Below are 19,783 nucleotides of genomic sequence, written 5' to 3'. Positions count from 1 at the left end.
GCGGGGTTCCGTTCAACTCACAATGCCGACTGCGGCGATTCTATACATAGAACTCGGGCTTTTTTCTTACCCTCTCTCCTCACGTGTTATGGAGACGGACTTAATTTCGCTTGTTTAGCTTTCCAACTCAGCTAACCGCTCGATAAAGGCAGCCTCATCCATAACCGGGATACCCAAGTCGTTTGCTTTAGTCAACTTTGACCCAGCAGACTCACCGGCAACCACGGTGGTCGTATTCTTGGAGACACTGCCACTAACCTTCGCGCCCAACTCGATTAAGCGTTGTTTGGCATCATTTCGCTTCATTTCTGTCAAGGTCCCCGTCAACACCCACGTCTCCCCAAGTAGAGGAAGCTCAACTTCACTTTTAACTTCTATCGCGGGCCAGTGAACGCCTAATTGAACTAAACGCGCGATGACATCACGATTTTCTTGATTGCTAAAAAATGTCACGATATGTTGTGCAACGATTTCACCAATATCTTTAATTGATTCTAATTCTTCTTGAGTCGCTTTTCCTATCGCCTCGAGTGTCCGCAGTTCATTAGCCAGATTCATTGCCGTGACTTCACCGACCTCACGAATACCGAGTGAATAAATAAATTTCGCCAAGGTCGTTGATTTACTTTTTTCTATCGCCTGCAACAAGTTATCTGCTGATTTTTCTGCCATTCTCTCTAGGTTAATTAACGCATCTCGAGGCAACTGAAATATATCAGCAACCGAATGAAGTAATCCTTGATCACACAACAGATCAACCAGTTTATCTCCTAACCCATCAATATCCATCGCTTTACGAGAAGCAAAATGCTTTATTGATTGCTTCTTTTGTGCATCACAAATCAAGCCGCCAGTGCAACGATAGATGGCTTGCTCAGCTTCTTTTTCCACCAACGAATCACATACCGGACATTGCTCAGGGATAGCAATGGGTTGCGAGTTTTCCGGTCGCTTTTCGATTACGACAGACACCACTTGCGGAATAACATCGCCAGCTCTTCGAATAACGACGGTGTCACCGACTTGAACACCAAGACGATTGATTTCGTCCATATTGTGTAAGGTTGCATTTGAAACAGTCACACCGCCAACAAAAACGGGGGCTAATCTCGCCACTGGAGTAATCGCGCCTGTCCTTCCCACCTGAAAATCGACGTCCAGTAATTGAGTCATCTCCTCTTGTGCCGGAAATTTGTGGGCAATAGCCCAGCGCGGCGCTTTGGCAACAAATCCTAGGTCTTCCTGTTTTTCGATTTGATTAACTTTGTAAACAACGCCATCAATCTCGTAAGGCAACGAATCCCGACTTTTTAGAATTTTACTGTAAAAACTTAAGCATTCAGCCGCATTGGAAACTTTTTCGACCTCAGGACAAATGGGTAACCCCCACGATTTAAGCTGCAACAATCGCTCATAATGGGAATCCGCTAAATCGGTTTCCGCCGATCCGATTGAGTAAAAGTACACCGCTAACGCTCGTTTTGCGGTAATGGTTGGATCTAATTGTCTTAGACTACCCGCCGCCGCATTACGCGGATTGGCGAATGTTTTGGTTCCTTCGGCTATCGCGGTTTGATTGAGCTTTTCAAATGCCTGCTTGGGCATAAATACCTCTCCACGGACATCCAATAGCGGTGGAAAATCACCCCGTAATTTTAACGGTATGCTGGCAATGGTTCTGATGTTTTGGGTAACATCCTCTCCCGTTTTACCATCACCTCGAGTCGCTGCTACCTCAAGTTCGCCATTGCGATAAACAATACTAATCGCGAGTCCATCTAATTTCGGCTCGCATGTAAATGCTAAAGGGGTATTATCGTCTAGCCGGTTATACAGCCGCTGTTCAAAGGCGGAAAACTCTTCTTCACTAAAAACATTATCCAGCGATAACATGGGGGTCAGATGGGTGACTGCTTGGAAAGCTGAATCCATTTTGCCCGAAACTTTTTGTGTCGGTGAACTGGCCGTTATCAGCTCCGGGTTCTGAGTTTCCAGGGCCGAGAGCTCGCGCATGAGCCGATCATACTCCGCATCCGGTACCGTTGGCTGATCAAGTACATAATATTGATAGTTGTAATCCTCAATTGTTTGTCTCAATTGATCGATTTTATGTTGTACTTCAGAAGTCATAAAAGGTCCGCTTTAGATTGACGATAACTTGCGTGCTTTTTGGGTAAAGAAGTTGCAGCACCCCGGATAGCCGATTTAGCGATTGTAGATACCAGCTTTGGTGACATATTCTTTAACAGTATCGAGCTGATGTTGGTAGCGTTGTTCAGTATAAACACTCTTACTGTCATCAAGAATTTGACCGCCTAGCTCTGCCTGAAAAAGTTTGATTGTTTTCACCATTCCCTCGAGAGCAGCAACGGGCTCTGTCGGCCCGGGCAAGGTCATAAAGAAGGCAAAAGCAGGTGTTTCAAATCTTTCAATATTTGCCAGCTCAAATGTTCCTGGTTTTATCGCATTTGCAACGCTATACATGACTGCGCCGGGTTTTCCGCCACTGCCCATATGACGATGGAATATTCCCATTTCGCCATGACGTAGCCCTTGAGATAAAACCAGTGGCATAAAATCTTTTCCGTGGTAGGTCTTACCTTCCTCAGCTTGGAGTATTAATGAAATCACCATTTCAGGCGCTTGTTGAGGCGGGTTATCGTCGAGAGTGAGCTGCTCTGTGGGCGACGCTTTCTGCTGAGGCTTTACGATCTTTGCATCCGAATCCTCTGCCCGACTGTTTGAATCGTTTTGACTTATTTTTTTTGGAACACTCTGGCTCACTACGACTGACGATTTGCTGGTCTCACTCATCGCAGGTTCGCTAGATTCATCGGCCTGAACGACCGCAGTCTCGAGAGATTCTGTATCGACATCATCGGCTGAAACTGGCCGAGCACTGCCAACTCCCGTAAAGTCGAAACCAGCAGCATCGACATGCTCAGCGGAACGACGCATTTGATCGATCAATCTTTCTTTTTCCGCCTGAGCTTTTTTCCGGCGGTTAAAATCATAAACAATAAACCCGATAACGAAAATACCGGTGACCAGAAGTGCTATCCGTATTTGCCAATCCATATTATTTGCTCGGTCTTACCTTACCCTAAAATATGCTGTTGATGAACACACTGACTCTATTATTGTGCAATCAACTGAGCAGCTTCATCAACATCAACCGCAACTAATCGTGATGCGCCAGGTTCTTGCATGGTTACCCCTGCTAACGCACTGGCCATTTCCATCGATACCTTATTATGTGTGATGTAAATAAACTGTACTGATTCTGACATTTCTTTTACTAGCTTACAGTAGCGACCCACATTTGCGTCGTCAAGGGGTGCATCAACCTCGTCTAGCATACAGAAAGGCGCGGGGTTCAGTCGGAATATCGAAAATACCAGAGAGAGTGCTGTCAATGCTTTTTCACCACCCGATAACAAGTGGATTGTACTGTTGCGTTTACCCGGTGGACGCGCCATCACGGTTACGCCTGTATCGAGTAAGTCCTCTCCCGTTAATTCAAGATAAGCATGACCGCCACCAAACACCTTTGGAAATAGCTCTTTCATTCCGGCATTAACTTTATCAAAGGTTTCTTTAAAACGAGTTCGAGTTTCCTTGTCAATCTTACGAATGACACCTTCTAGCGTCTCGAGGGACTCTTCAAGATCTTCAAATTGGGCATCTAAATACACTTTGCGCTCAGATTGCTGCTCGTGCTCTTCGATTGCGGCAAGATTAATGGCGCCCAGCCTTTGAATTTTGGCTGCGACTTTTTCGAGACGTGATTGCCATTCTTCTTCGTTCGCCCCTTCCTCAATTTGCGCGAGAATCTGCTCGATGTCATGTTCCTCTCCGGACAAACTCTCCGCCTGATTTTTCTGCATAGTCGTATTTTCAGACCACTGCATTTTAAGTCGCTCTAAGCGACTTCTGACCGCCTGTGAGGATTGCTCAGCATCGTGACGTTGTTTTTCGTAGCCGCGTATTTGTTTATCGACTTCTTCCAACGCATCTCTGGCGACTGATAGCTCTTGCTCTGACTCAAGGCGCTTTTCCAAAGCGGCTTCAAGCTCTAGCTGCAGTTCATCATCCGGAGAGTTAACCGTATTGAGCGACTCTTCAAGACTAATCTTGCGCGTTTGCAACTCATTAATTTGGGTATGCATGCGCTGGTTAGTCGACTGGACTGAATTAATTTCAGACTTGATGTTAGCTACTTGAAGCTCAATTCGATGGCTATGATCTTTTGCGGATTGAACCTGCCCTCTCGCTTGTTCAACGCCATGTCGCTTTTCTTCTCTCAGTCTAGCCAGCGACTCTTTCTTCTCCATGTCTTCAGCCATCGCATCCACCAGCTTTTCGAGACTGGAACGGCTCTGCGATAAAACTTGCTCATCCGCTTGTACCTGCTGTTGAAGGTCGACTAATTCTTTGCTTAAGCTCTCTTTACGGCGCGAGACTTGTTCTAACTTAGCTTGTTGCGAGCCAACTTGGGCACGCAATTCGCTGTAACGCTTGTTGGCAACCCCAAGTTGACGTTGTTTATCTTCCCAGCTTTTCTCTAGGTCACTGAGGCTCTCTCGCTCTTCGTCGGCCTTTTCGGTGAGTGCTTCCATTTTAGCTTCGAGCGATTCTAATTCGATGGCTAATGTCTCGAGTTCTTTCTCTCTCTCTAGTACGCTGGATTCATCGGCATCACTGCGAGACACTCTTGCCCAATTAGGGCCGATCCATAATCCCTCGGGTGTAACAGCGGATTGCTCAGCATTCATTTGCGCTCTTTTCGCTAGCGCCTCTTGAAGTGAATCACAGGTAAACACGTTGCCGAGTAAATGGGCAACACTATCCGCGTTGGCAACCTTATTGAGTAACGTAGAACCCTCGGCCAAATGGCCTGAATTGGCAATCGAAGCATCAATAATGGCGATCGAGCCACTCTCCAATTGGTCTAGACCGTCGAGCATATCATCCAGGCGATCAAGCGAAACGGCGTCTAGATAATCGCCAAGAACGATTTCAACAGCTTTTTCCCAGCCAGAATCAACTTTAATTTCTTGAGCGAGTCTTTTATTGTTATTGATATTATTTTGCTCAAGCCAATTTTCGACATGCTTGTTGTCTGAGCCTAGCGCCGCTTTTTGGAGGGCTGACAGTGAAATATGCCTGCTTTGGACTTTTTGTAATTCACTACGGGTTTTATCAATTTCAGATTGACGGGTTCTGCGAACTTCGCGCATCTCGGAAATCTGTTCCATCATATCTTCAACAGTTTCTGATAGCGTATGCGTTTCTTCTTCGGCCTTATTGAGCTCGACCGAAGCTTCTAACATACTCTCTTCAACCGGTTCCGCTTGCAGCTTATCGAGCTCTTCTTGGTTTGCTTCAATTCGCTTGGCTAAACGTTCAATGACTTTCTCAAAATGCTGGATCCGCGTACGTTCAACTTCCATTTTCTGGCTGTTTTCGGAGCTTTGTCGATTGAACTCATCCCATTCCTGCTCCCAATCCAACAAGGAGCCTTCAATGTCTGCAAGCGCTTCTTGGGCCTGTTCGAGCGCTTGAGCCTGGATTTCTTGTTCTGGCTCAACTTCCAACAATTTACCTTTAAGCTCTTCGATTTGAACCTCATCCTGCTCCATTTGCTCATTCAAATGCTTCAAAGAGGAAGTGACCTGGTTCAAATCATCGTTAAGTTGCACCCGACGTTCTTTTCGGTGAGCAATACCTTGTTCTAACCGAGCAATATCGGCCCCGACCCCATAAAATCGGCCCTGCGCAGCATTAAAGCCATCAGTCAGTTCGATGTGCCTCTCTCGAGTTTGCTCTATCTGCAAGTCCGCATGTCTTTGTTCTGCGACCCTCGCCTCAAGTTCCGTCTCTAACTTTGCGATTTCTGACTGTAAGCTTTCAACCTGACCATGGAATTTTTGCCAGCGAAGTGCCGCTAATTCGCTTTTCAATGTTCGCTCTTGCTGCTTAAATTCTTTATATTTGTTAGCAGCATTTGCTTGACGTTGTAAATGGGCTAATTGTTTACCCAGCTCTTCACGTATATCAGACAAACGCTCCATATTTTCGCGCGTGTGTCGAATGCGGTTTTCAGTCTCTCTGCGACGCTCTTTATATTTCGAAATACCGGCGGCTTCTTCTAGGAAAATTCTAAGCTCTTGTGGTTTTGACTCGATTAAGCGAGAAATCATTCCTTGTTCGATAATCGCATAACTACGCGGGCCCAAACCCGTTCCCAGAAAGATATCGGTGATATCCTTTCTGCGGCACTTACTGCCATTCAAAAAATAGCTGTTTTGCGAATCTCTGGTGACCGTACGCCGGATAGAAATTTCTGCATAATTGGCGTATTCGCCTTGAACGGTTCCGTCTGAATTGTCAAAGACAAGTTCGATACTCGCCTGACCAACCGGCTTTCTTGCTGTTGAACCATTAAAAATAACGTCGGTCATGGAATCGCCGCGGAGGTTTTTAGCCGAGGACTCTCCCATTACCCATCTTACAGCATCAATAAGATTTGATTTACCACATCCGTTTGGACCAACAATCGCGGTCAAATTCTCTGGAAATGGCACGCTGGTTGGGTCAACAAAAGACTTAAAACCAGCTAGTTTTATTTGTTTTAAACGCATTCTTTATGTAATTCTATTTAAATTGTTGCTTTCTTATGCCGTATTAAGTGACCGCATCGTTAACGAATTCCCCGACGAACGAATCTCTTACAAATTTCGGCTAGTTTTATCGAACGCAGTAGTTTAAATTATTTCTCAATTAAAACACATCAAAAAAAATCATAATTCCGAGTAATTTTTAATTATGCAGACATCTAGCTTTAGTGGCGCTCAATATTTGAGCAGAGGCTTTTCACTAATTTGGCAAAAAGGGATCCGCCGATTTGTCTTTATTCCCTTAATAATCAACCTGATACTGTTATCAGTCGCGACATTTTTTGCGATGGACTATCTCGCAAGTTGGTACGATAGTCTTCAACAAAGCGAGTATGCCGTCGTGCAATGGTTTGTCGAAAACCTTGGATGGTTGTTTTGGCCACTCATTGTTATCGGTGTTTTCGTGATGGTTTTCTTTCTTTTTGCATTTTTAGCCAACTGGATAGCTGCACCATTTAATGGGCTTTTGTCGGAAGCGGTAGAACGCCATTTGTCAGGAGAGACTTATCGTGAAGAAGCGTTTTCTTGGGGGGGCTTCTTCAAAGACATTCCCCGGCTGATGGGGCGAGAATGGAAGAAACTCGCTTACTACTTACCGCGCGCAATCGGCTGTTTACTGCTATTTTTTATCATTGGACCAATTGCGCCCATCATTTGGTTTATCTTCAATGCTTGGATGACCGCTATTCAGTACATCGATTACCCTTTGGATAATCACCGAATTCCGTTTGCGAGAGCACTCGATATTGTCCGCTGCAAAAAAGCGGGGTCTTTTGGTTTTGGCGCGATAATTATGTTTATCACGATGATCCCAGTGGTCAATATCCTTATCATGCCGGTTGCGGTAGCAGGGGCAACTGCAATGTGGTTTGAGCAATATCGAGACTAGGCTTTGGATTCGACGGGTGAAGCGTTAAGCAATTATTGGTTAACGCTCACGCTCTCCACTAATTGGCGTAGTGTCATCGGTTATCTTCAAATGGTCAATGTTTGGTGCATCGTGATGTTCAGGCGCCTTCTCAGGCAATATTCGCTCACCCGCTGCCGCTAACGAGAGACTGCTGGTGTCGACATCACGCTTTTCATAAACTTTGTCCGGCAGAATTTGAGCACCGACTTCGGCCATTGATAGTTCACCATCAATAGAGTCTGCGCTTGGTTGTTGAGGCGGTTTTGCCGCTGGTTCGGTCGCTGGAGCAGACCTTTCGGTCTGAGCCGCAACAGCCGGCTGTTGCGGTGCTTGTTGACTTTCAGCTTGAGGTACGGACGCTTCATCTCGCGCGCCGAAAGAGGCTTTTCCAGTGTTTGCCGACTGTAATTTGGGCTGCTCTGCTTCGACTTCCTTAATGAGGGCCAACGCACCCGCGTTTTTTAAGGCTGACTGGTATTTCATTGCGGCCGAATAGTCTAACCCCTTCCTAATCGGGGTTTCAGCACCACTAAAAAGGCGCTCAATCGCTTCGGGTGACGATTTAAACAGTTTGACGAGATTCGCTTTAACTGTATCAATATCGAAACTTTTGACTATTTGACCACGAAATACAACATCAAATTTACCATCTATCATATTGAAATTCCGGCAATTTCTGGTTTGCTTGCGTTGATTATAGAAAAATTCCTAACAATTTGCACCTTCCTCAAAGTGGATTAATTTTTTACACTGTATATCGAATCACAAATCGTACTGAGCAGTAAGTGAATTTTAATGAACAATGATTTCGAGACCGACGACTTTCTGAATGAAATGTCCGACGTTAAGCCACTCAATCAAGACAAAATAGTTGTCAATAAATCCCAATCTAACGGGCTCAATACTGACTATCGACAAAAAGTCGCTCAATCGTTCGGTAAAAGAGACCGGAACTTCCTTACCGATGGCGAGGTTGAACCCGTCGAACCAGAAGCGATCCTGTCATTCAAACTTGATGGCGTTCAGCCGGGCGTTTTTAAGAAGTTACGTCAAGGGAAGTATGCCGTTGATTACCATTTGGATTTACACAGAAAGACCGTTGCTGAATCGCGAAACGAAGTTTACCAGTTGCTCAAAAATGCCGATCATAATAGTTATCGAACTTTGCTGATCACCCATGGTAAGGGCGCCATGAGCAACCCTCCAGCTCGCTTAAAGAGTTATGTGAATCACTGGTTAAAACAAGTCGATGTGGTCACCGCATTCCACTCAGCACAACCCCAACATGGCGGTGCTGGTTCGGTTTATGTATTACTTAAGAAACCGAGTGCACCACGCCGAATAAACCAAGCGAAATACGACTAGAAACCATAAAAATCAGTCATCTACGGAATGATGACTAATCGGTTGCGAGTGAGTTTTTCAACTAATTTAAACGGGGTTAATTGCTTTTTACGGAACCTAATCGTTTTTCTTGAGGATTTGTTTGATTTCCTCTTCACTCATACTTTCTTGGATCTGAATATCCATATCGCCCAGTCGAATAACTTCGTAGTTTTCAACATTGGGTTGTCGTTCGCTGACATGAACTTCGCCGAACTCGTCTTTCCAGCGATACATGACCATTTCTCGGTATCTTGAATGAGGAAAAATAGACTCTTTGACTTTGTCCCCTTTAAATATCGTGACGACATCTGCGAAAAAATCACCAAAAGAGCCGCCACTTTGGTATTTATCCATGGCGAGACTCATTTGCCCAAAGTCGCGACCGCCAAAAATTTGCAATCCTGCGACTATCAACGCGAATAACACTAATGCTAAGAGGAACTTACGAAACATGAGTAAACCAATTTGTTGTGCGAAAGCGTTAGCTTATTAAATCGCGACTTGAATAGCAAACTCCGATTCATCAACTTGGAAACAACCCACAAAATTTAGAAAAGCTAGTTGAATAGCTCGCTTATTTGGTCACCACTTCAACTGAGTCTTCAAACATATTTTGCCATAGCATAATGTCTGAGTGTTCAGCCTCAAGTAGCTCAAAGCCAGCTAGATAACGGCCTTTAGCGACTTCTTCAAACCATTTCACTTCGCCCGTAAGGAGGAATTTGTAACCGCCAGATTCAAATGAGATCAGCAGTTCGAGGATCGCACCGAGTATAAATGGATACTCAGACTCGACCTTAAGGCCACTCTTGGAAATATCTTTGGTCGTGCACTCGAGCAACACACTGTCGCTTTCACCACCACTGGATGCAGAGAGAATCTCAATAAAGATCTTCTCTTCTCGGCTCATCCTTTCGTCTCTACGATACTCTACCGCCATCTTCGTGTCCCTTTTAGCTCTCTGCACGAGCAACAATAGCTAACCAGTTTTCATATTGATTTTCAACTATTCGGGTTAGCTTTATCCCTGCATAATACGTTGGTGTCGGATCAACTTCCAAACACCATTTTACTTCTCCATAAAACTTAAACACGGCCTCCTCGTCGCCAATTGTGACTTCAATTGGAAGCTCTTTTCCGAGTGGTAAAGGTCTTCGCACCACAATCTTGAGACCGCTTTCGGATATATCCTGGGTGCTACAGGTATGTTGCACCAATTTTTCACTGCCATCTTGGCTGGGATAGCTGATCAAAATCCCATGACTGCCTTTTAATCTTTTCTGACTTCTTAGGTCATCGACTCCGATTTCCATTATTCAGCATACCTCACGATATGTACACCGCTGTCATTTCACTGTAAACACAGTATAGTTGAGCGCGCCAAAATTTGCTTAATGAGATTAACGCGCCTAACTTGAACGATTACGACTAAGAAATCCGGTTCTATATTTCCTTTTAAATCTCGAAAGCTAAAACCCTTAACTGGCCGCTTGCTTCTCTTGGATGTATGTTTCCACGAGCTCTTCTAATATATCTAAAGGAACAGCGCCGTTTTTGAGCATGACATCATGAAACTCAGCAATATCAAATTTGTCACCCAGTGATTCCTTTGCCTTCGCTCTCAGCTCCAAAATTTTCATCATACCGACTTTGTAAGCACAAGCCTGCCCTGGCATTACGATGTACCTTTCAATTTCCGCAATAACATCCGACTCGGCCATACCAGTGTTGGCAATCATATACTCGATAGCTTCTTCCCGTGACCAGCGTTTAGCATGGATTCCAGTATCTACGACGAGTCTCACGGCTCTGAAAAGCTCAGCTTGAAGACGTCCAATATTGTCATACGGGTCTTCCAAGAAGCCACTTTCAAACGCAACTCTTTCGGCATATAGTGCCCATCCTTCAATGTAAGCCGTAAAGGGCGCAAACCGTCTGAACAGCGGCATATCTTTCAGTTCTTGTGCAATCGCGATTTGGAAATGATGTCCTGGAATGGCCTCATGATAGGCAAGTGTACGCATGCTATATTTGGGTGTCGCTTTAATGTCGTAGAGGTTCGCGTAAAAAATCCCTGGCCGCGAACCATCAAGGGCAGGACCGTTATAGTAAGCCCCAGGACTGGTTTTTTCCTTGAATAGTGGTATCCGCTCAACTTTAACTTTCGCAGTCGGTCTAATGTTGAATGTATCTCCAAGGTTGGCATCGATTTCGTCGATAATTTTTTGATAGTCGGCAAGAATTTGCTCGCGCCCTTCCTCGGTATCAGGATAGTAGAACCGCTCCTGCTCTGAGAGTCTTTTGATACTTGGTTGAAAGCCATCAGCAACTTCAAACCCTTCTTGTGCGAGAATAGCTAATATTTCTTGTTGAATACGCTCTACTTCTTGTAAACCAACGTTGTGAATGTAGTCCGGTGTGTAGTCGGTGCTTGTAAAAAGCTTTAAGGCTAACCGATATGCCTCATCTCCTTTGGGTAACTTCCAAAACCCATCACGATCATCCGCTTTATCGGACAAGCCACTAAAATAACGCGTCATTTCTTCGTAGGCTGGATACACATCGTTTTGGATGGCAAGCTTAGCCTGACTGAGTACTTGGGACTTTTCTTCGGCAGTTAAATCTTCAAGCTTATCCATTTTCTCTTTTAACGACTCATACAAGATATTGTCTTCTATCGGGGTATTGACGAAATTAGTCATTTCTTCAACAACCCTGGCGATGACAAATTTCGGTGGAATAATCCCTTGCTCTGTTCTGTTTTTAATGCCTTCAAGCGACTGTGAGAACTTCAACGGCAGCTTGGTTAACCGAGCGACATAATCCTCTGCATCCCGCAAATCATTCACTTGATGCTGGGCTTCCATAAAGGTCGGAAAACCGTTCTGGATCCCGAATAATTGATTGACCGGATAATTGTGATTAACAAACGGTCGTGCTTCTTCAGCAAAAGAAAAAAGATACTCCGCTATCCGTTTCGACATTCTTTCCGATTCAGTTAAATCTTCATTGTTGTAGCGCTTGAGAACTTCATATTCCTCGGCGATATAATCAAACATCTTTTCCGTTGATTCAGGACTCGAATCGGCTAAGTCATCATTGTGACCGCGTATACCCATAGCATCTAGAAAACGCAATGAGGTCAGCGTTTCAGGATTGTCCAACACCATTTTCAGTGCAAAGCGGTTAAAGAAATTATTAATAAATACTGGCTTGCTGTACCATTCGTGGGCTGCAAATGAGCCACCTAAAAGCAATACACTCAGTAAGATAATCAGTATCCATTTAAAGATTTTTTTCACGGTTGGGTAACTCCTCGTTGTCGATATTTTTCTTATTGTTTAGCTTGAATGTTAGTTAAATCAACCTCGTCTTTGATATAACTTAGGTAGCAGACGATGGTAGAGATTGGGTAAAAAACGCCGCAGCTGATAACCAAGTTTTGGCTTCCCTGAAGCAATAATAATCTCCGATTGATTCGAAGACAGTTTGCGCAGCATTAGGGTGACAAATTCATCGACCGGCATACCGCTTGCAATTTCTTCATCTAACAGGCCGTATTGGCTGTTATTTGCGGTTAAGGCGTTAAAACTGATGTTAGTCCGCACGAACCCTGGACAGATATTCACTACACGAACGCCCGCACTCGCAATCTCAGCCCGCAAACAGTCCATAAACCCGATAAGTGCATGTTTTGCTCCGGCATATGCACTTCGCAGCGGAGAACCGATTTTCCCGGCTACGCTAGCAATATTAACGACTAACCCCGATCCGCGGGTTATCATGAGCGGAACCACCGCCTTGGTTAATGCAACTGGCGCAAAATAATCGACTTCCATTACCTGCCGATCAACCGCTAATTCTGTATCTAAGGCCAGCGAACGTTGGCTAATACCACCGTTGTTAATGAGAACATCGATTTGTCCAAACGCTTGTTGTGCCGAGGCCACTACCGAAGGAAAGCTCTCGATATTCATTAAATCAAACGAAATCACTTTATGATTGTCCGGGTGATGTGATGATTTCACCCACTCAATCAAGGCTGCTTCGTTTCTGGCCGAAAGAATCAACTTTGCTCCGATTTTATCGAGCTGGTTTGCCAATTCAGCACCAATGCCTGACGATGCACCAGTGATCCAAACCACTTGATTGCGTAAATCCAATTTGCTGCCCCATTATCGGTTGTTTGTTTTTTATTCTTTTGCTCAAGTATAAAACGCTCTATCGGAAGAGAATACCGAAAAACACCTCTACTTGTAACAAGAAATGACGATACCAAGTCGGAGCAAGACACAGTACAAGGTTTTTCTTCGATTTAGCGAGTCGATTATCCTCGGTACTATTCACATCAATATTGTCACAACAACAGCTAACCCACTGTTTTCATTAGATAAATAGCAATCTTAACGATGTGTGACTTTGTTCACAAATTGAACGATCGTGATTGAAATCTTCGGCGGTACCCCGTATCTTTGCTGAGTAGCGAACGAGGGCGCTATGCAATTTGGAGTATAAAACAATGAAATGGTACACACTTGAGAATGGCCGACTTTGTCTCGGCACTGACAAGAACCGGCTCGCAAACTTTCATATCGCAACCGACGTAACACTCGAAGCGAACTTATCTCTACCGCTACTCGAAGAACATGTTGAATTGATTGGCTCCTATCCAGAAGACTGGTATAGCGACGACACAATCGAAAACAAGATCAACAACACAGCGAAACACTTTTTCGGGCTTTCTCAAACAGCTTTCGCATAATTTTATTGCACTAATAACGTTTAACTACCACGACCTGCAGTCATTTGGGGACAACCATTAAGGTTTAGGAGACTTACATGTTCACTAACGAGCAATTAACTAATAATAAAAAAGAATCAAAGATTGCAGATGGCAAAAAGTCAGAAACGACCCACTTCAACGATATTGAATCGGCGATAAAAGCGATAGAAGAGCAAGCAACCCACTACCACAAGGCAGGCTTGACCCAGGTATCTCACTGGTTAGATTGAGGATTACTGAAAACGGTAACGCTTCGTCTTTGATATGAATCTCCATCAAAAAAGGCTTCCATAGGAAGCCTTTTTTTACTGCTCAGTCAATAGAACCTAAACGTGATTGCGTTAAGCAGAAGCAATCACTTCTGATAATTCACCATTTTGATGCATTTCTAACATGATGTCGCAGCCACCTATCAACTCACCGTTGACCCACAATTGCGGAAAGGTCGGCCAGTTAGCATATTTAGGTAACTCTGCACGAATGTCTGGATTTTGCAAAATATCAACATAAGCAAACTCTTTACCACACGCCATAACTGCCTGCGAAGCCTGTGCAGAAAATCCGCACATCGGCGCTTCGGGTGACCCCTTCATGTACAAGATAATTTTGTTTTCTTCAATTTGCTGCTTAATTTTATCAATCGTATCCATGGCTAGCCTCTGAAACTGGAAAATAAGGTTTATTGGGGCATTTTAAATGTTTTAAAATCCGCACGCTATCAAAAGCCGCTCTTTGAGATTAATTATTGAATTAAAAAAAGATTTGATAGCATTTCTCTATACATCTCATATTGTTACACACTACTGTCTGTTACCTGTCACAAAATCAGACTACAATAACGGCGAAATTCTAATAATCCTGACTGATAAGGAGTCATTCAATGTCTTTTGAACTACCCCCTCTGCCCTACGCCAAGGATGCATTGGCACCGACTATTTCTGAAGAGACAATCGATTTTCACTACGGTAAACACCACAATACCTACGTGGTTAACTTAAACAAGCTTGTCGAGGGCACTGACTTCGCCGGTTTAAGCCTTGAAGAAATCATCAAGAAATCTGACGGCGGCATCTTCAATAATGCTGCTCAAGTGTGGAACCACACTTTTTACTGGAATTGCCTAAGCCCGCAAGCGACAACTGCGAGTGACGACTTAGTTGGTGCTATCAACGCTGCATTTGGCTCAATGGACGAATTTAAAGCTAAATTCATCAACTCAGCGACCACTAATTTTGGCTCTGGTTGGACGTGGCTAGTCAAAAACTCAGCAGGCGAGCTTGAAATCGTCAATACGAGCAATGCCGGCTGTCCGCTGACTGAAGACTACACACCATTACTCACCATTGACGTTTGGGAACACGCTTACTACGTTGACTATCGTAATGCTCGACCAAGCTACTTAGACGCTATCTGGAACATCATCAATTGGGATTTCGTTTCAAATAACTTTGCCGCTTAAAGTTTTGCCCAATTGAGCCACTGTGGTTTACCATTACCAGTCAATCGCTGAGGTAAACCATAGTGACGTTCCGCTTTCTTCATCCAGCATTCGCTTACAGATAGACAAGACATTCCCCGTATTAATTGTTCGCATTAGTCACTAAGCTGTTAATCAACAAAACAATTAAGACAGGAAGTCTCAATGAAAACCATCATCAAATTTAACTTTTTACTCGTTGCGTTAATTGTGAGTTTAACGTCTGAGTCAGTGTTCGCTAAAATTGAAAGGATTTATATCTATACCGACTCCGAAGGCCTCACTGTGTTCTCTGATAGACAACCTCAAAAAGATGACTATGTCGAGCAAATGATACAACCGCTTAAAACCGTTACCTGGATTCGTTCTGATATTACGATTAATCAAATTACCCAAAAACAACGAAAGAAAGCGACTAAACCCGCTCCTAAAAGCGCAAAGTCAATCTGTACAAAAATCAAACAAGACCTGCAAAAAACTGAAAATGCCTTATCAAAAAGACAAAAACCAGAAGAGTTCGATCTATTAAAAACCAAACTCGCCGATTTGAGGTGGCGATATCGAAAAAAATGTGCCTAACTTGGATTTTGCCTTATCCATTATTCCGCTATACTCGATTTTTTAATTATCGCAGTGTGACTTGTAGTTGTTTTCTGAATCATTAAAAAAATGGCATTCGCAATTAAGTCGGAATCAAGTGCGCGGGTTAATATTAGCCTGTGTGTCACCGAGCAAGATCGAATCTATTCGTCACACCCTTTTATCCAATGAACAGTCTCTAATCGATACCAGGGAGCTTCCACAACAGTTTTCAAAAACACAATTCCAAAAGTTACTGGGCCAAGAAACGCAAGGGATAATATTTGATGCGCGTGATTCGTTCGATAGTAATTTGTTTACTGGATTAAATGGTTCATTAGTCGGCGGTGGAATAATGATCATCGACCTACCACCAATAACAATGCACTTTTTAAAAAGCCTTCTACCCGCTCAATTACACTCTTCCACCGAAATGAATTTGGAAAAAAATTCAGCGGCTCTTATTCAATCTCTGCCAATTGAAGCGCTTTTAAAACGATTCTTAAAATTTGCGACTACGCGCAAATCAGCCGCAATAATAGTTGATGACAAGACCTATTTTTTTCCACCGTTAAGCCAACAAACTCCTTCTGTTGATCTTGCCATCAAAGAGCAGCAAGCAATAGTTGGACAAATGTGTCGTGTTGCGATGGGTCATGCTAAGCGCCCTCTCGTGTTGACTGCGCCAAGAGGTCGAGGAAAATCATCGGCGCTTGGATTAGCCGCCACTAGACTGATTGCAGAGCCAAATAAAACGATTCTCATTACAGCGCCAAGTTTGTCGAATTTAAATAGCTTCTACCAACATTTAAAAATGCCGGCTAATACCCATGTAAGCCACACGACCAAAAATAACGTCGTCTGTTCCAATGGTAGCTCCGTCGTTTTTATGCCCGTTGACCAAATTATTCAACAACCCCCTCAAGCGAACTTGTTAATTGTTGATGAAGCGGCAGCGATACCCGTTCAACAATTGGATTTACTCGCCAGACAGTATAATCGAATTATTTTTTCGACCACTTCTGAGGGTTATGAGGGCAATGGAAAAGGCTTTGAAGTCAGATTTAAAGAAAAGCTACTCAAAATCATGCCCCAAACTCGATTTGCCGCGTTAAACCTTCCCATCCGTTGGTCCAGCGAAGATCAACTCGAAAAAATAATCTATTCAACATTTTTACTGGCTTATCCTGTTAAGGCTTGTCGTTTTAATGCAAGCTATTCGCAAACTCACATCAAAGAACTTACTAAAAAACTTTTAAATGAAGATGACTACACTTTAGCTCAAGTATTTTCATTGTTGGTCAACGCACATTACCAAACTAGACCCAATGATCTTGAGCGATTATTATCCGATCCTCGGTTAGCGGTTTATGGTCTTTGCTCCTCTGATAATGGCGCAGACCAGAAAACAGCGAATAACGATTCTAACAGCAGTCATATTATTGGCGTTTGTCTCGTCAGAACGGAAGGTGAACTTAGTGATGAGTCGATCGATAAACTCTACCAAGGTAAACGCGAGAGTAAGGGAGAGCTCCTACCGCAATCTATCGTTTTGAACTATGGTGTTACTTCCTTGGCAAGGCGAAAAATTGCTCGGGTTATGCGGATAGCGATTATCCCTGAAATGCAAAACCAAGGGTTCGGTAGCCTCTTTTTAGAAAAATTGGAAACTTGTTTATCGGCTGATCAATTTGAACTTATCGGCGCTAGTTTTGCTGTCGATGATAAGGTCCTCGGTTTTTGGATAAAAAATCACTATGCGCTATTTAGGTTTGGAAATGCTAAAGAGTCGTCATCGGGAAGTTTTACCAGTGAAGTATTGAAGCCTTTGCAAACAGGCCGAGAAACAAAATTGGTAACTGATTTTGAGTCGCTACAGTCAAAATTTGTAGATTCTTTCTTGTTTAAGGTTTCGCGTCAATTAAAATCACTTGAAACAAAAGTGGTTTACTTAACACTAAAAACCATTGCGTTATCCCTCGGAAAGAATAAAGCCATAAGTGAATCATTTGATTTATCAGAGATTAAACGATTCATTAATAAACAGTCACACCTATCTAATGTCGACTTTCAGATTGCTCGATGGTATTTGTCTTGGCTTATAGAAAATCATCAGTTAACCTTTAAAAAGGATAGAGATGGCTTAATTATCGAACTCATATTCAAGGGACTTGATTGGCATGATATTCGATTAAGTCAATCTTTGACCGGTAAAAAACAAATCATCTCTACAATCAGAGACGAACTAAAAATAATGCTCACAAAATTAAATGAATAGGTTTTATATCAATGGCACTAAGAGTTGAGATCATTACCGTGACCCCTTTCCAACAAAACTGTTCACTTATCTGGTGTGACAAAACACAGATTGGCGCAGTCGTTGATCCGGGCGGCGATATCGATAAGATTATCCAAGCAATCGACCACTTTAAAGTGCAAGTTAGTAAAATTTTGCTCACTCATGGTCATCTCGATCATGCAGGTGGTGCACATGATTTAGCAGAGGCTCTGAAGGTAAAAATAATCGGACCTCATAAAGAGGATTTATTTTGGCTAGAGGGTATCGAGAAACAAGGACAGAGTTATGGATTTAGTGGCGCTAAAGTTTGCTATCCGGACGAATGGTTGGAGGGTGGTGAAGAAGTCAGTGTCGGCGATGAAAAACTAACTGTTCTATTTTGCCCCGGTCATACACCTGGACACGTTGTTTTTTATCACGCGGCCTCAAAACTTGCATTTGTCGGCGACGTGCTTTTTAAGGGATCAATCGGAAGGACCGATTTTCCTAGAGGAGATTTTGATACCCTTATCAACTCGATCACCACTCAACTTTGGCCACTCGGTAAAGAAACTCGGTTTGTTTCTGGTCATGGTGGAATTTCAGACTTTGCAAGCGAGCGCTTGTCTAATCCCTACGTTAGTGACGCTAAGCTTGGTATTAGCTCATAAAAAATGGCGCTAACGCGCCATTTTTTATTCGACAAACTTCAGTCAATCGAGACCAGTTTTACAATAAAATCCCTTTCTGATATATAAATCCTAGTCTTATTGTTAAACACCATTAAGCGGTATTAACCTTAAAAGGTATAAACCACTGTAAAAGCAGTTGTAGTCTCCGTTTCTTCGTTGCCTACAGGCACATCGGTTTGATCTTTTATTGAGTAAGAAAGCTTGAGTGCTAAATTTTCCATCACGTTCGCAGATAAGCCTGAATAAGACTTAGTAATGGTGTTATCTTCACCGATTTCTGTTGATAGTTTCTGTTCAAATTGTGAATGCTCACTGATTTTCCAAACGTATTTACCGGCAATACGAGTAATCGTTTCACTATTTGAATCCGATGGTAAAAGATCTGTTGCTTCGGTTTTACTTGTACGAGAACCGAAACCCAGCTCTCCATCCAAAGAATGTTCATCATCTTTGATAAAACTATAACCCATACCAGCAGCGAAAGACGCTTGGTACTCAAAACCTGAATCTTTGGTGTCATCATAGTCTAAGATACCAAATGCATACCCTTTTTTACTAAATTTATAATCAGATTTTGCTTGTGCGGTTAACCGCTCTGCCTTAGTTTCGACCACCGTTCCTGAGATATTTTCTTCAGTTGAACTCTCAACAATCGCGATATTTCCCTCATGGCGCCACTTTTCGACCTCGTAAGACACAGCGAATCGTGCATTTAATGAGTTACTGTCTTGGTTACCAGTGATCGCGACATAACCAAATTCAACTGATGCTTCCCACTTACCTTTGCAACCTTCTTCAGTTTTTTCACAATCGACTTGAGTACTGTCAGATTCTGCAGGAGAATACATAAAATAGTCATCAGCCAGTACAGGATGACTCGCAAATAATGCTAATGAAATTGGTACTAAAGGACGTAAAGATATTGGCATATGACAGTTCCTTTTTTGTCTTAAAACAGTTCTTTGTAGTAGATAAACTTCATACTACAGCTCTACAGC

19 protein-coding genes are annotated in these 19,783 nt (G+C 43.2%); 8 read left to right on the top strand and 11 right to left on the bottom strand.

What is annotated here, in order from left to right; all coding sequences use genetic code 11:
• Positions 1–114 precede the first annotated feature (114 nt).
• The 3 genes from ligA to smc all read right to left on the bottom strand — a co-directional run bounded on the left by ligA (position 115) and on the right by smc (position 6,644).
• Positions 115–2,130, bottom strand: coding sequence for an NAD-dependent DNA ligase LigA (gene ligA, locus FLL45_RS02880; RefSeq protein ID WP_142888274.1), 2,016 nt, complete (start codon positions 2,128–2,130; stop codon positions 115–117).
• Positions 2,131–2,205: 75 nt separating this feature from the next.
• Entirely contained in the window at positions 2,206–3,078 is an 873-nt protein-coding gene (gene zipA, locus FLL45_RS02875) for a cell division protein ZipA (protein ID WP_142888273.1), read from the bottom strand.
• 59 nt (positions 3,079–3,137) lie between these two features.
• Positions 3,138–6,644 (bottom strand): chromosome segregation protein SMC, encoded by a 3,507-nt coding sequence (smc, locus tag FLL45_RS02870; protein WP_142888272.1) that lies wholly within the window; start codon positions 6,642–6,644, stop codon positions 3,138–3,140.
• A gap of 184 nt (positions 6,645–6,828) precedes the next feature.
• Between smc and cysZ the strand changes: the two genes are divergently transcribed.
• Positions 6,829–7,569 carry a sulfate transporter CysZ gene (gene cysZ, locus FLL45_RS02865; RefSeq protein WP_142888271.1) on the top strand — a complete coding sequence of 247 codons (741 nt, stop codon included), beginning with the start codon at positions 6,829–6,831 and terminating at the stop codon, positions 7,567–7,569.
• A gap of 39 nt (positions 7,570–7,608) precedes the next feature.
• Here the strand turns inward: cysZ and FLL45_RS02860 are convergent, their stop codons facing one another.
• Complete coding sequence (locus tag FLL45_RS02860; RefSeq protein ID WP_142888270.1) at positions 7,609–8,247, bottom strand: hypothetical protein; 639 nt, start codon at positions 8,245–8,247, stop codon at positions 7,609–7,611.
• Positions 8,248–8,385: 138 nt separating this feature from the next.
• Between FLL45_RS02860 and smrA the strand changes: the two genes are divergently transcribed.
• The gene (gene smrA / locus FLL45_RS02855; RefSeq protein WP_142888269.1) at positions 8,386–8,955 is read left to right on the top strand and encodes a DNA endonuclease SmrA; all 570 of its coding nucleotides are present in this window, start codon (positions 8,386–8,388) and stop codon (positions 8,953–8,955) included.
• Between the two features lie 96 nt (positions 8,956–9,051).
• Here the strand turns inward: smrA and FLL45_RS02850 are convergent, their stop codons facing one another.
• The 5 genes from FLL45_RS02850 to FLL45_RS02830 all read right to left on the bottom strand — a co-directional run bounded on the left by FLL45_RS02850 (position 9,052) and on the right by FLL45_RS02830 (position 13,139).
• On the bottom strand, positions 9,052–9,429 hold the full coding sequence (locus FLL45_RS02850; RefSeq protein WP_142888268.1) for a DUF4124 domain-containing protein: 378 nt from the start codon (positions 9,427–9,429) through the stop codon (positions 9,052–9,054).
• Between the two features lie 121 nt (positions 9,430–9,550).
• Positions 9,551–9,916, bottom strand: coding sequence for a PilZ domain-containing protein (locus FLL45_RS02845; RefSeq protein WP_142888267.1), 366 nt, complete (start codon positions 9,914–9,916; stop codon positions 9,551–9,553).
• A 13-nt stretch (positions 9,917–9,929) separates the two neighbouring features.
• Positions 9,930–10,289: a PilZ domain-containing protein gene (locus tag FLL45_RS02840; protein WP_142888266.1), complete on the bottom strand. Its 360-nt coding sequence runs from the start codon at positions 10,287–10,289 to the stop codon at positions 9,930–9,932.
• Between the two features lie 165 nt (positions 10,290–10,454).
• Complete coding sequence (locus FLL45_RS02835) at positions 10,455–12,278, bottom strand: DUF885 domain-containing protein (RefSeq protein ID WP_142888265.1); 1,824 nt, start codon at positions 12,276–12,278, stop codon at positions 10,455–10,457.
• Between the two features lie 60 nt (positions 12,279–12,338).
• Entirely contained in the window at positions 12,339–13,139 is an 801-nt protein-coding gene (locus FLL45_RS02830; RefSeq protein ID WP_142888264.1) for an SDR family oxidoreductase, read from the bottom strand.
• 356 nt (positions 13,140–13,495) lie between these two features.
• Here FLL45_RS02830 and FLL45_RS02825 point away from each other — a divergent pair, with 356 nt between their 5' ends.
• Positions 13,496–13,738, top strand: coding sequence for a hypothetical protein (locus FLL45_RS02825; RefSeq protein WP_142888263.1), 243 nt, complete (start codon positions 13,496–13,498; stop codon positions 13,736–13,738).
• A 77-nt stretch (positions 13,739–13,815) separates the two neighbouring features.
• Positions 13,816–13,989, top strand: a complete 174-nt coding sequence (locus FLL45_RS22705) for a hypothetical protein (protein ID WP_185964298.1) — start codon at positions 13,816–13,818, stop codon at positions 13,987–13,989.
• Between the two features lie 111 nt (positions 13,990–14,100).
• Here the strand turns inward: FLL45_RS22705 and grxD are convergent, their stop codons facing one another.
• Complete coding sequence (grxD, locus tag FLL45_RS02820) at positions 14,101–14,409, bottom strand: Grx4 family monothiol glutaredoxin (RefSeq protein WP_142888262.1); 309 nt, start codon at positions 14,407–14,409, stop codon at positions 14,101–14,103.
• 230 nt (positions 14,410–14,639) lie between these two features.
• Here grxD and FLL45_RS02815 point away from each other — a divergent pair, with 230 nt between their 5' ends.
• From FLL45_RS02815 to FLL45_RS02800, 4 genes are all read left to right on the top strand, one after another.
• Complete coding sequence (locus FLL45_RS02815) at positions 14,640–15,218, top strand: superoxide dismutase (protein WP_142888261.1); 579 nt, start codon at positions 14,640–14,642, stop codon at positions 15,216–15,218.
• A gap of 183 nt (positions 15,219–15,401) precedes the next feature.
• Positions 15,402–15,815, top strand: a complete 414-nt coding sequence (locus tag FLL45_RS02810) for a hypothetical protein (RefSeq protein ID WP_142888260.1) — start codon at positions 15,402–15,404, stop codon at positions 15,813–15,815.
• Between the two features lie 67 nt (positions 15,816–15,882).
• Positions 15,883–18,093: a tRNA(Met) cytidine acetyltransferase TmcA domain-containing protein gene (locus FLL45_RS02805; RefSeq protein ID WP_483923582.1), complete on the top strand. Its 2,211-nt coding sequence runs from the start codon at positions 15,883–15,885 to the stop codon at positions 18,091–18,093.
• 11 nt (positions 18,094–18,104) lie between these two features.
• Complete coding sequence (locus FLL45_RS02800; protein ID WP_142888258.1) at positions 18,105–18,764, top strand: MBL fold metallo-hydrolase; 660 nt, start codon at positions 18,105–18,107, stop codon at positions 18,762–18,764.
• Positions 18,765–18,892: 128 nt separating this feature from the next.
• Here the strand turns inward: FLL45_RS02800 and FLL45_RS02795 are convergent, their stop codons facing one another.
• Positions 18,893–19,714, bottom strand: coding sequence for a DUF481 domain-containing protein (locus FLL45_RS02795; protein WP_142888257.1), 822 nt, complete (start codon positions 19,712–19,714; stop codon positions 18,893–18,895).
• Positions 19,715–19,783: the final 69 nt, after the last annotated feature.

Source organism: Aliikangiella marina (assembly GCF_007004765.1).
Classification (GTDB): Bacteria; Pseudomonadota; Gammaproteobacteria; order Enterobacterales; family Kangiellaceae; genus Aliikangiella; species Aliikangiella marina.
The sequence above is the reverse complement of the archived record's forward strand: the minus strand, read 5'-3'. Positions and strand labels throughout refer to the sequence as shown.

Coding starts and splice junctions, on each gene's coding strand:
- ligA (WP_142888274.1), bottom strand. CDS start 2,130: ATGACTTCTGAAGTACAACATAAAATCGATCAATTGAGACAAACAATT.
- zipA (WP_142888273.1), bottom strand. CDS start 3,078: ATGGATTGGCAAATACGGATAGCACTTCTGGTCACCGGTATTTTCGTT.
- smc (WP_142888272.1), bottom strand. CDS start 6,644: ATGCGTTTAAAACAAATAAAACTAGCTGGTTTTAAGTCTTTTGTTGAC.
- cysZ (WP_142888271.1), top strand. CDS start 6,829: ATGCAGACATCTAGCTTTAGTGGCGCTCAATATTTGAGCAGAGGCTTT.
- FLL45_RS02860 (WP_142888270.1), bottom strand. CDS start 8,247: ATGATAGATGGTAAATTTGATGTTGTATTTCGTGGTCAAATAGTCAAA.
- smrA (WP_142888269.1), top strand. CDS start 8,386: ATGAACAATGATTTCGAGACCGACGACTTTCTGAATGAAATGTCCGAC.
- FLL45_RS02850 (WP_142888268.1), bottom strand. CDS start 9,429: ATGTTTCGTAAGTTCCTCTTAGCATTAGTGTTATTCGCGTTGATAGTC.
- FLL45_RS02845 (WP_142888267.1), bottom strand. CDS start 9,916: ATGGCGGTAGAGTATCGTAGAGACGAAAGGATGAGCCGAGAAGAGAAG.
- FLL45_RS02840 (WP_142888266.1), bottom strand. CDS start 10,289: ATGGAAATCGGAGTCGATGACCTAAGAAGTCAGAAAAGATTAAAAGGC.
- FLL45_RS02825 (WP_142888263.1), top strand. CDS start 13,496: ATGAAATGGTACACACTTGAGAATGGCCGACTTTGTCTCGGCACTGAC.
- FLL45_RS22705 (WP_185964298.1), top strand. CDS start 13,816: ATGTTCACTAACGAGCAATTAACTAATAATAAAAAAGAATCAAAGATT.
- grxD (WP_142888262.1), bottom strand. CDS start 14,409: ATGGATACGATTGATAAAATTAAGCAGCAAATTGAAGAAAACAAAATT.
- FLL45_RS02815 (WP_142888261.1), top strand. CDS start 14,640: ATGTCTTTTGAACTACCCCCTCTGCCCTACGCCAAGGATGCATTGGCA.
- FLL45_RS02810 (WP_142888260.1), top strand. CDS start 15,402: ATGAAAACCATCATCAAATTTAACTTTTTACTCGTTGCGTTAATTGTG.
- FLL45_RS02800 (WP_142888258.1), top strand. CDS start 18,105: ATGGCACTAAGAGTTGAGATCATTACCGTGACCCCTTTCCAACAAAAC.
- FLL45_RS02795 (WP_142888257.1), bottom strand. CDS start 19,714: ATGCCAATATCTTTACGTCCTTTAGTACCAATTTCATTAGCATTATTT.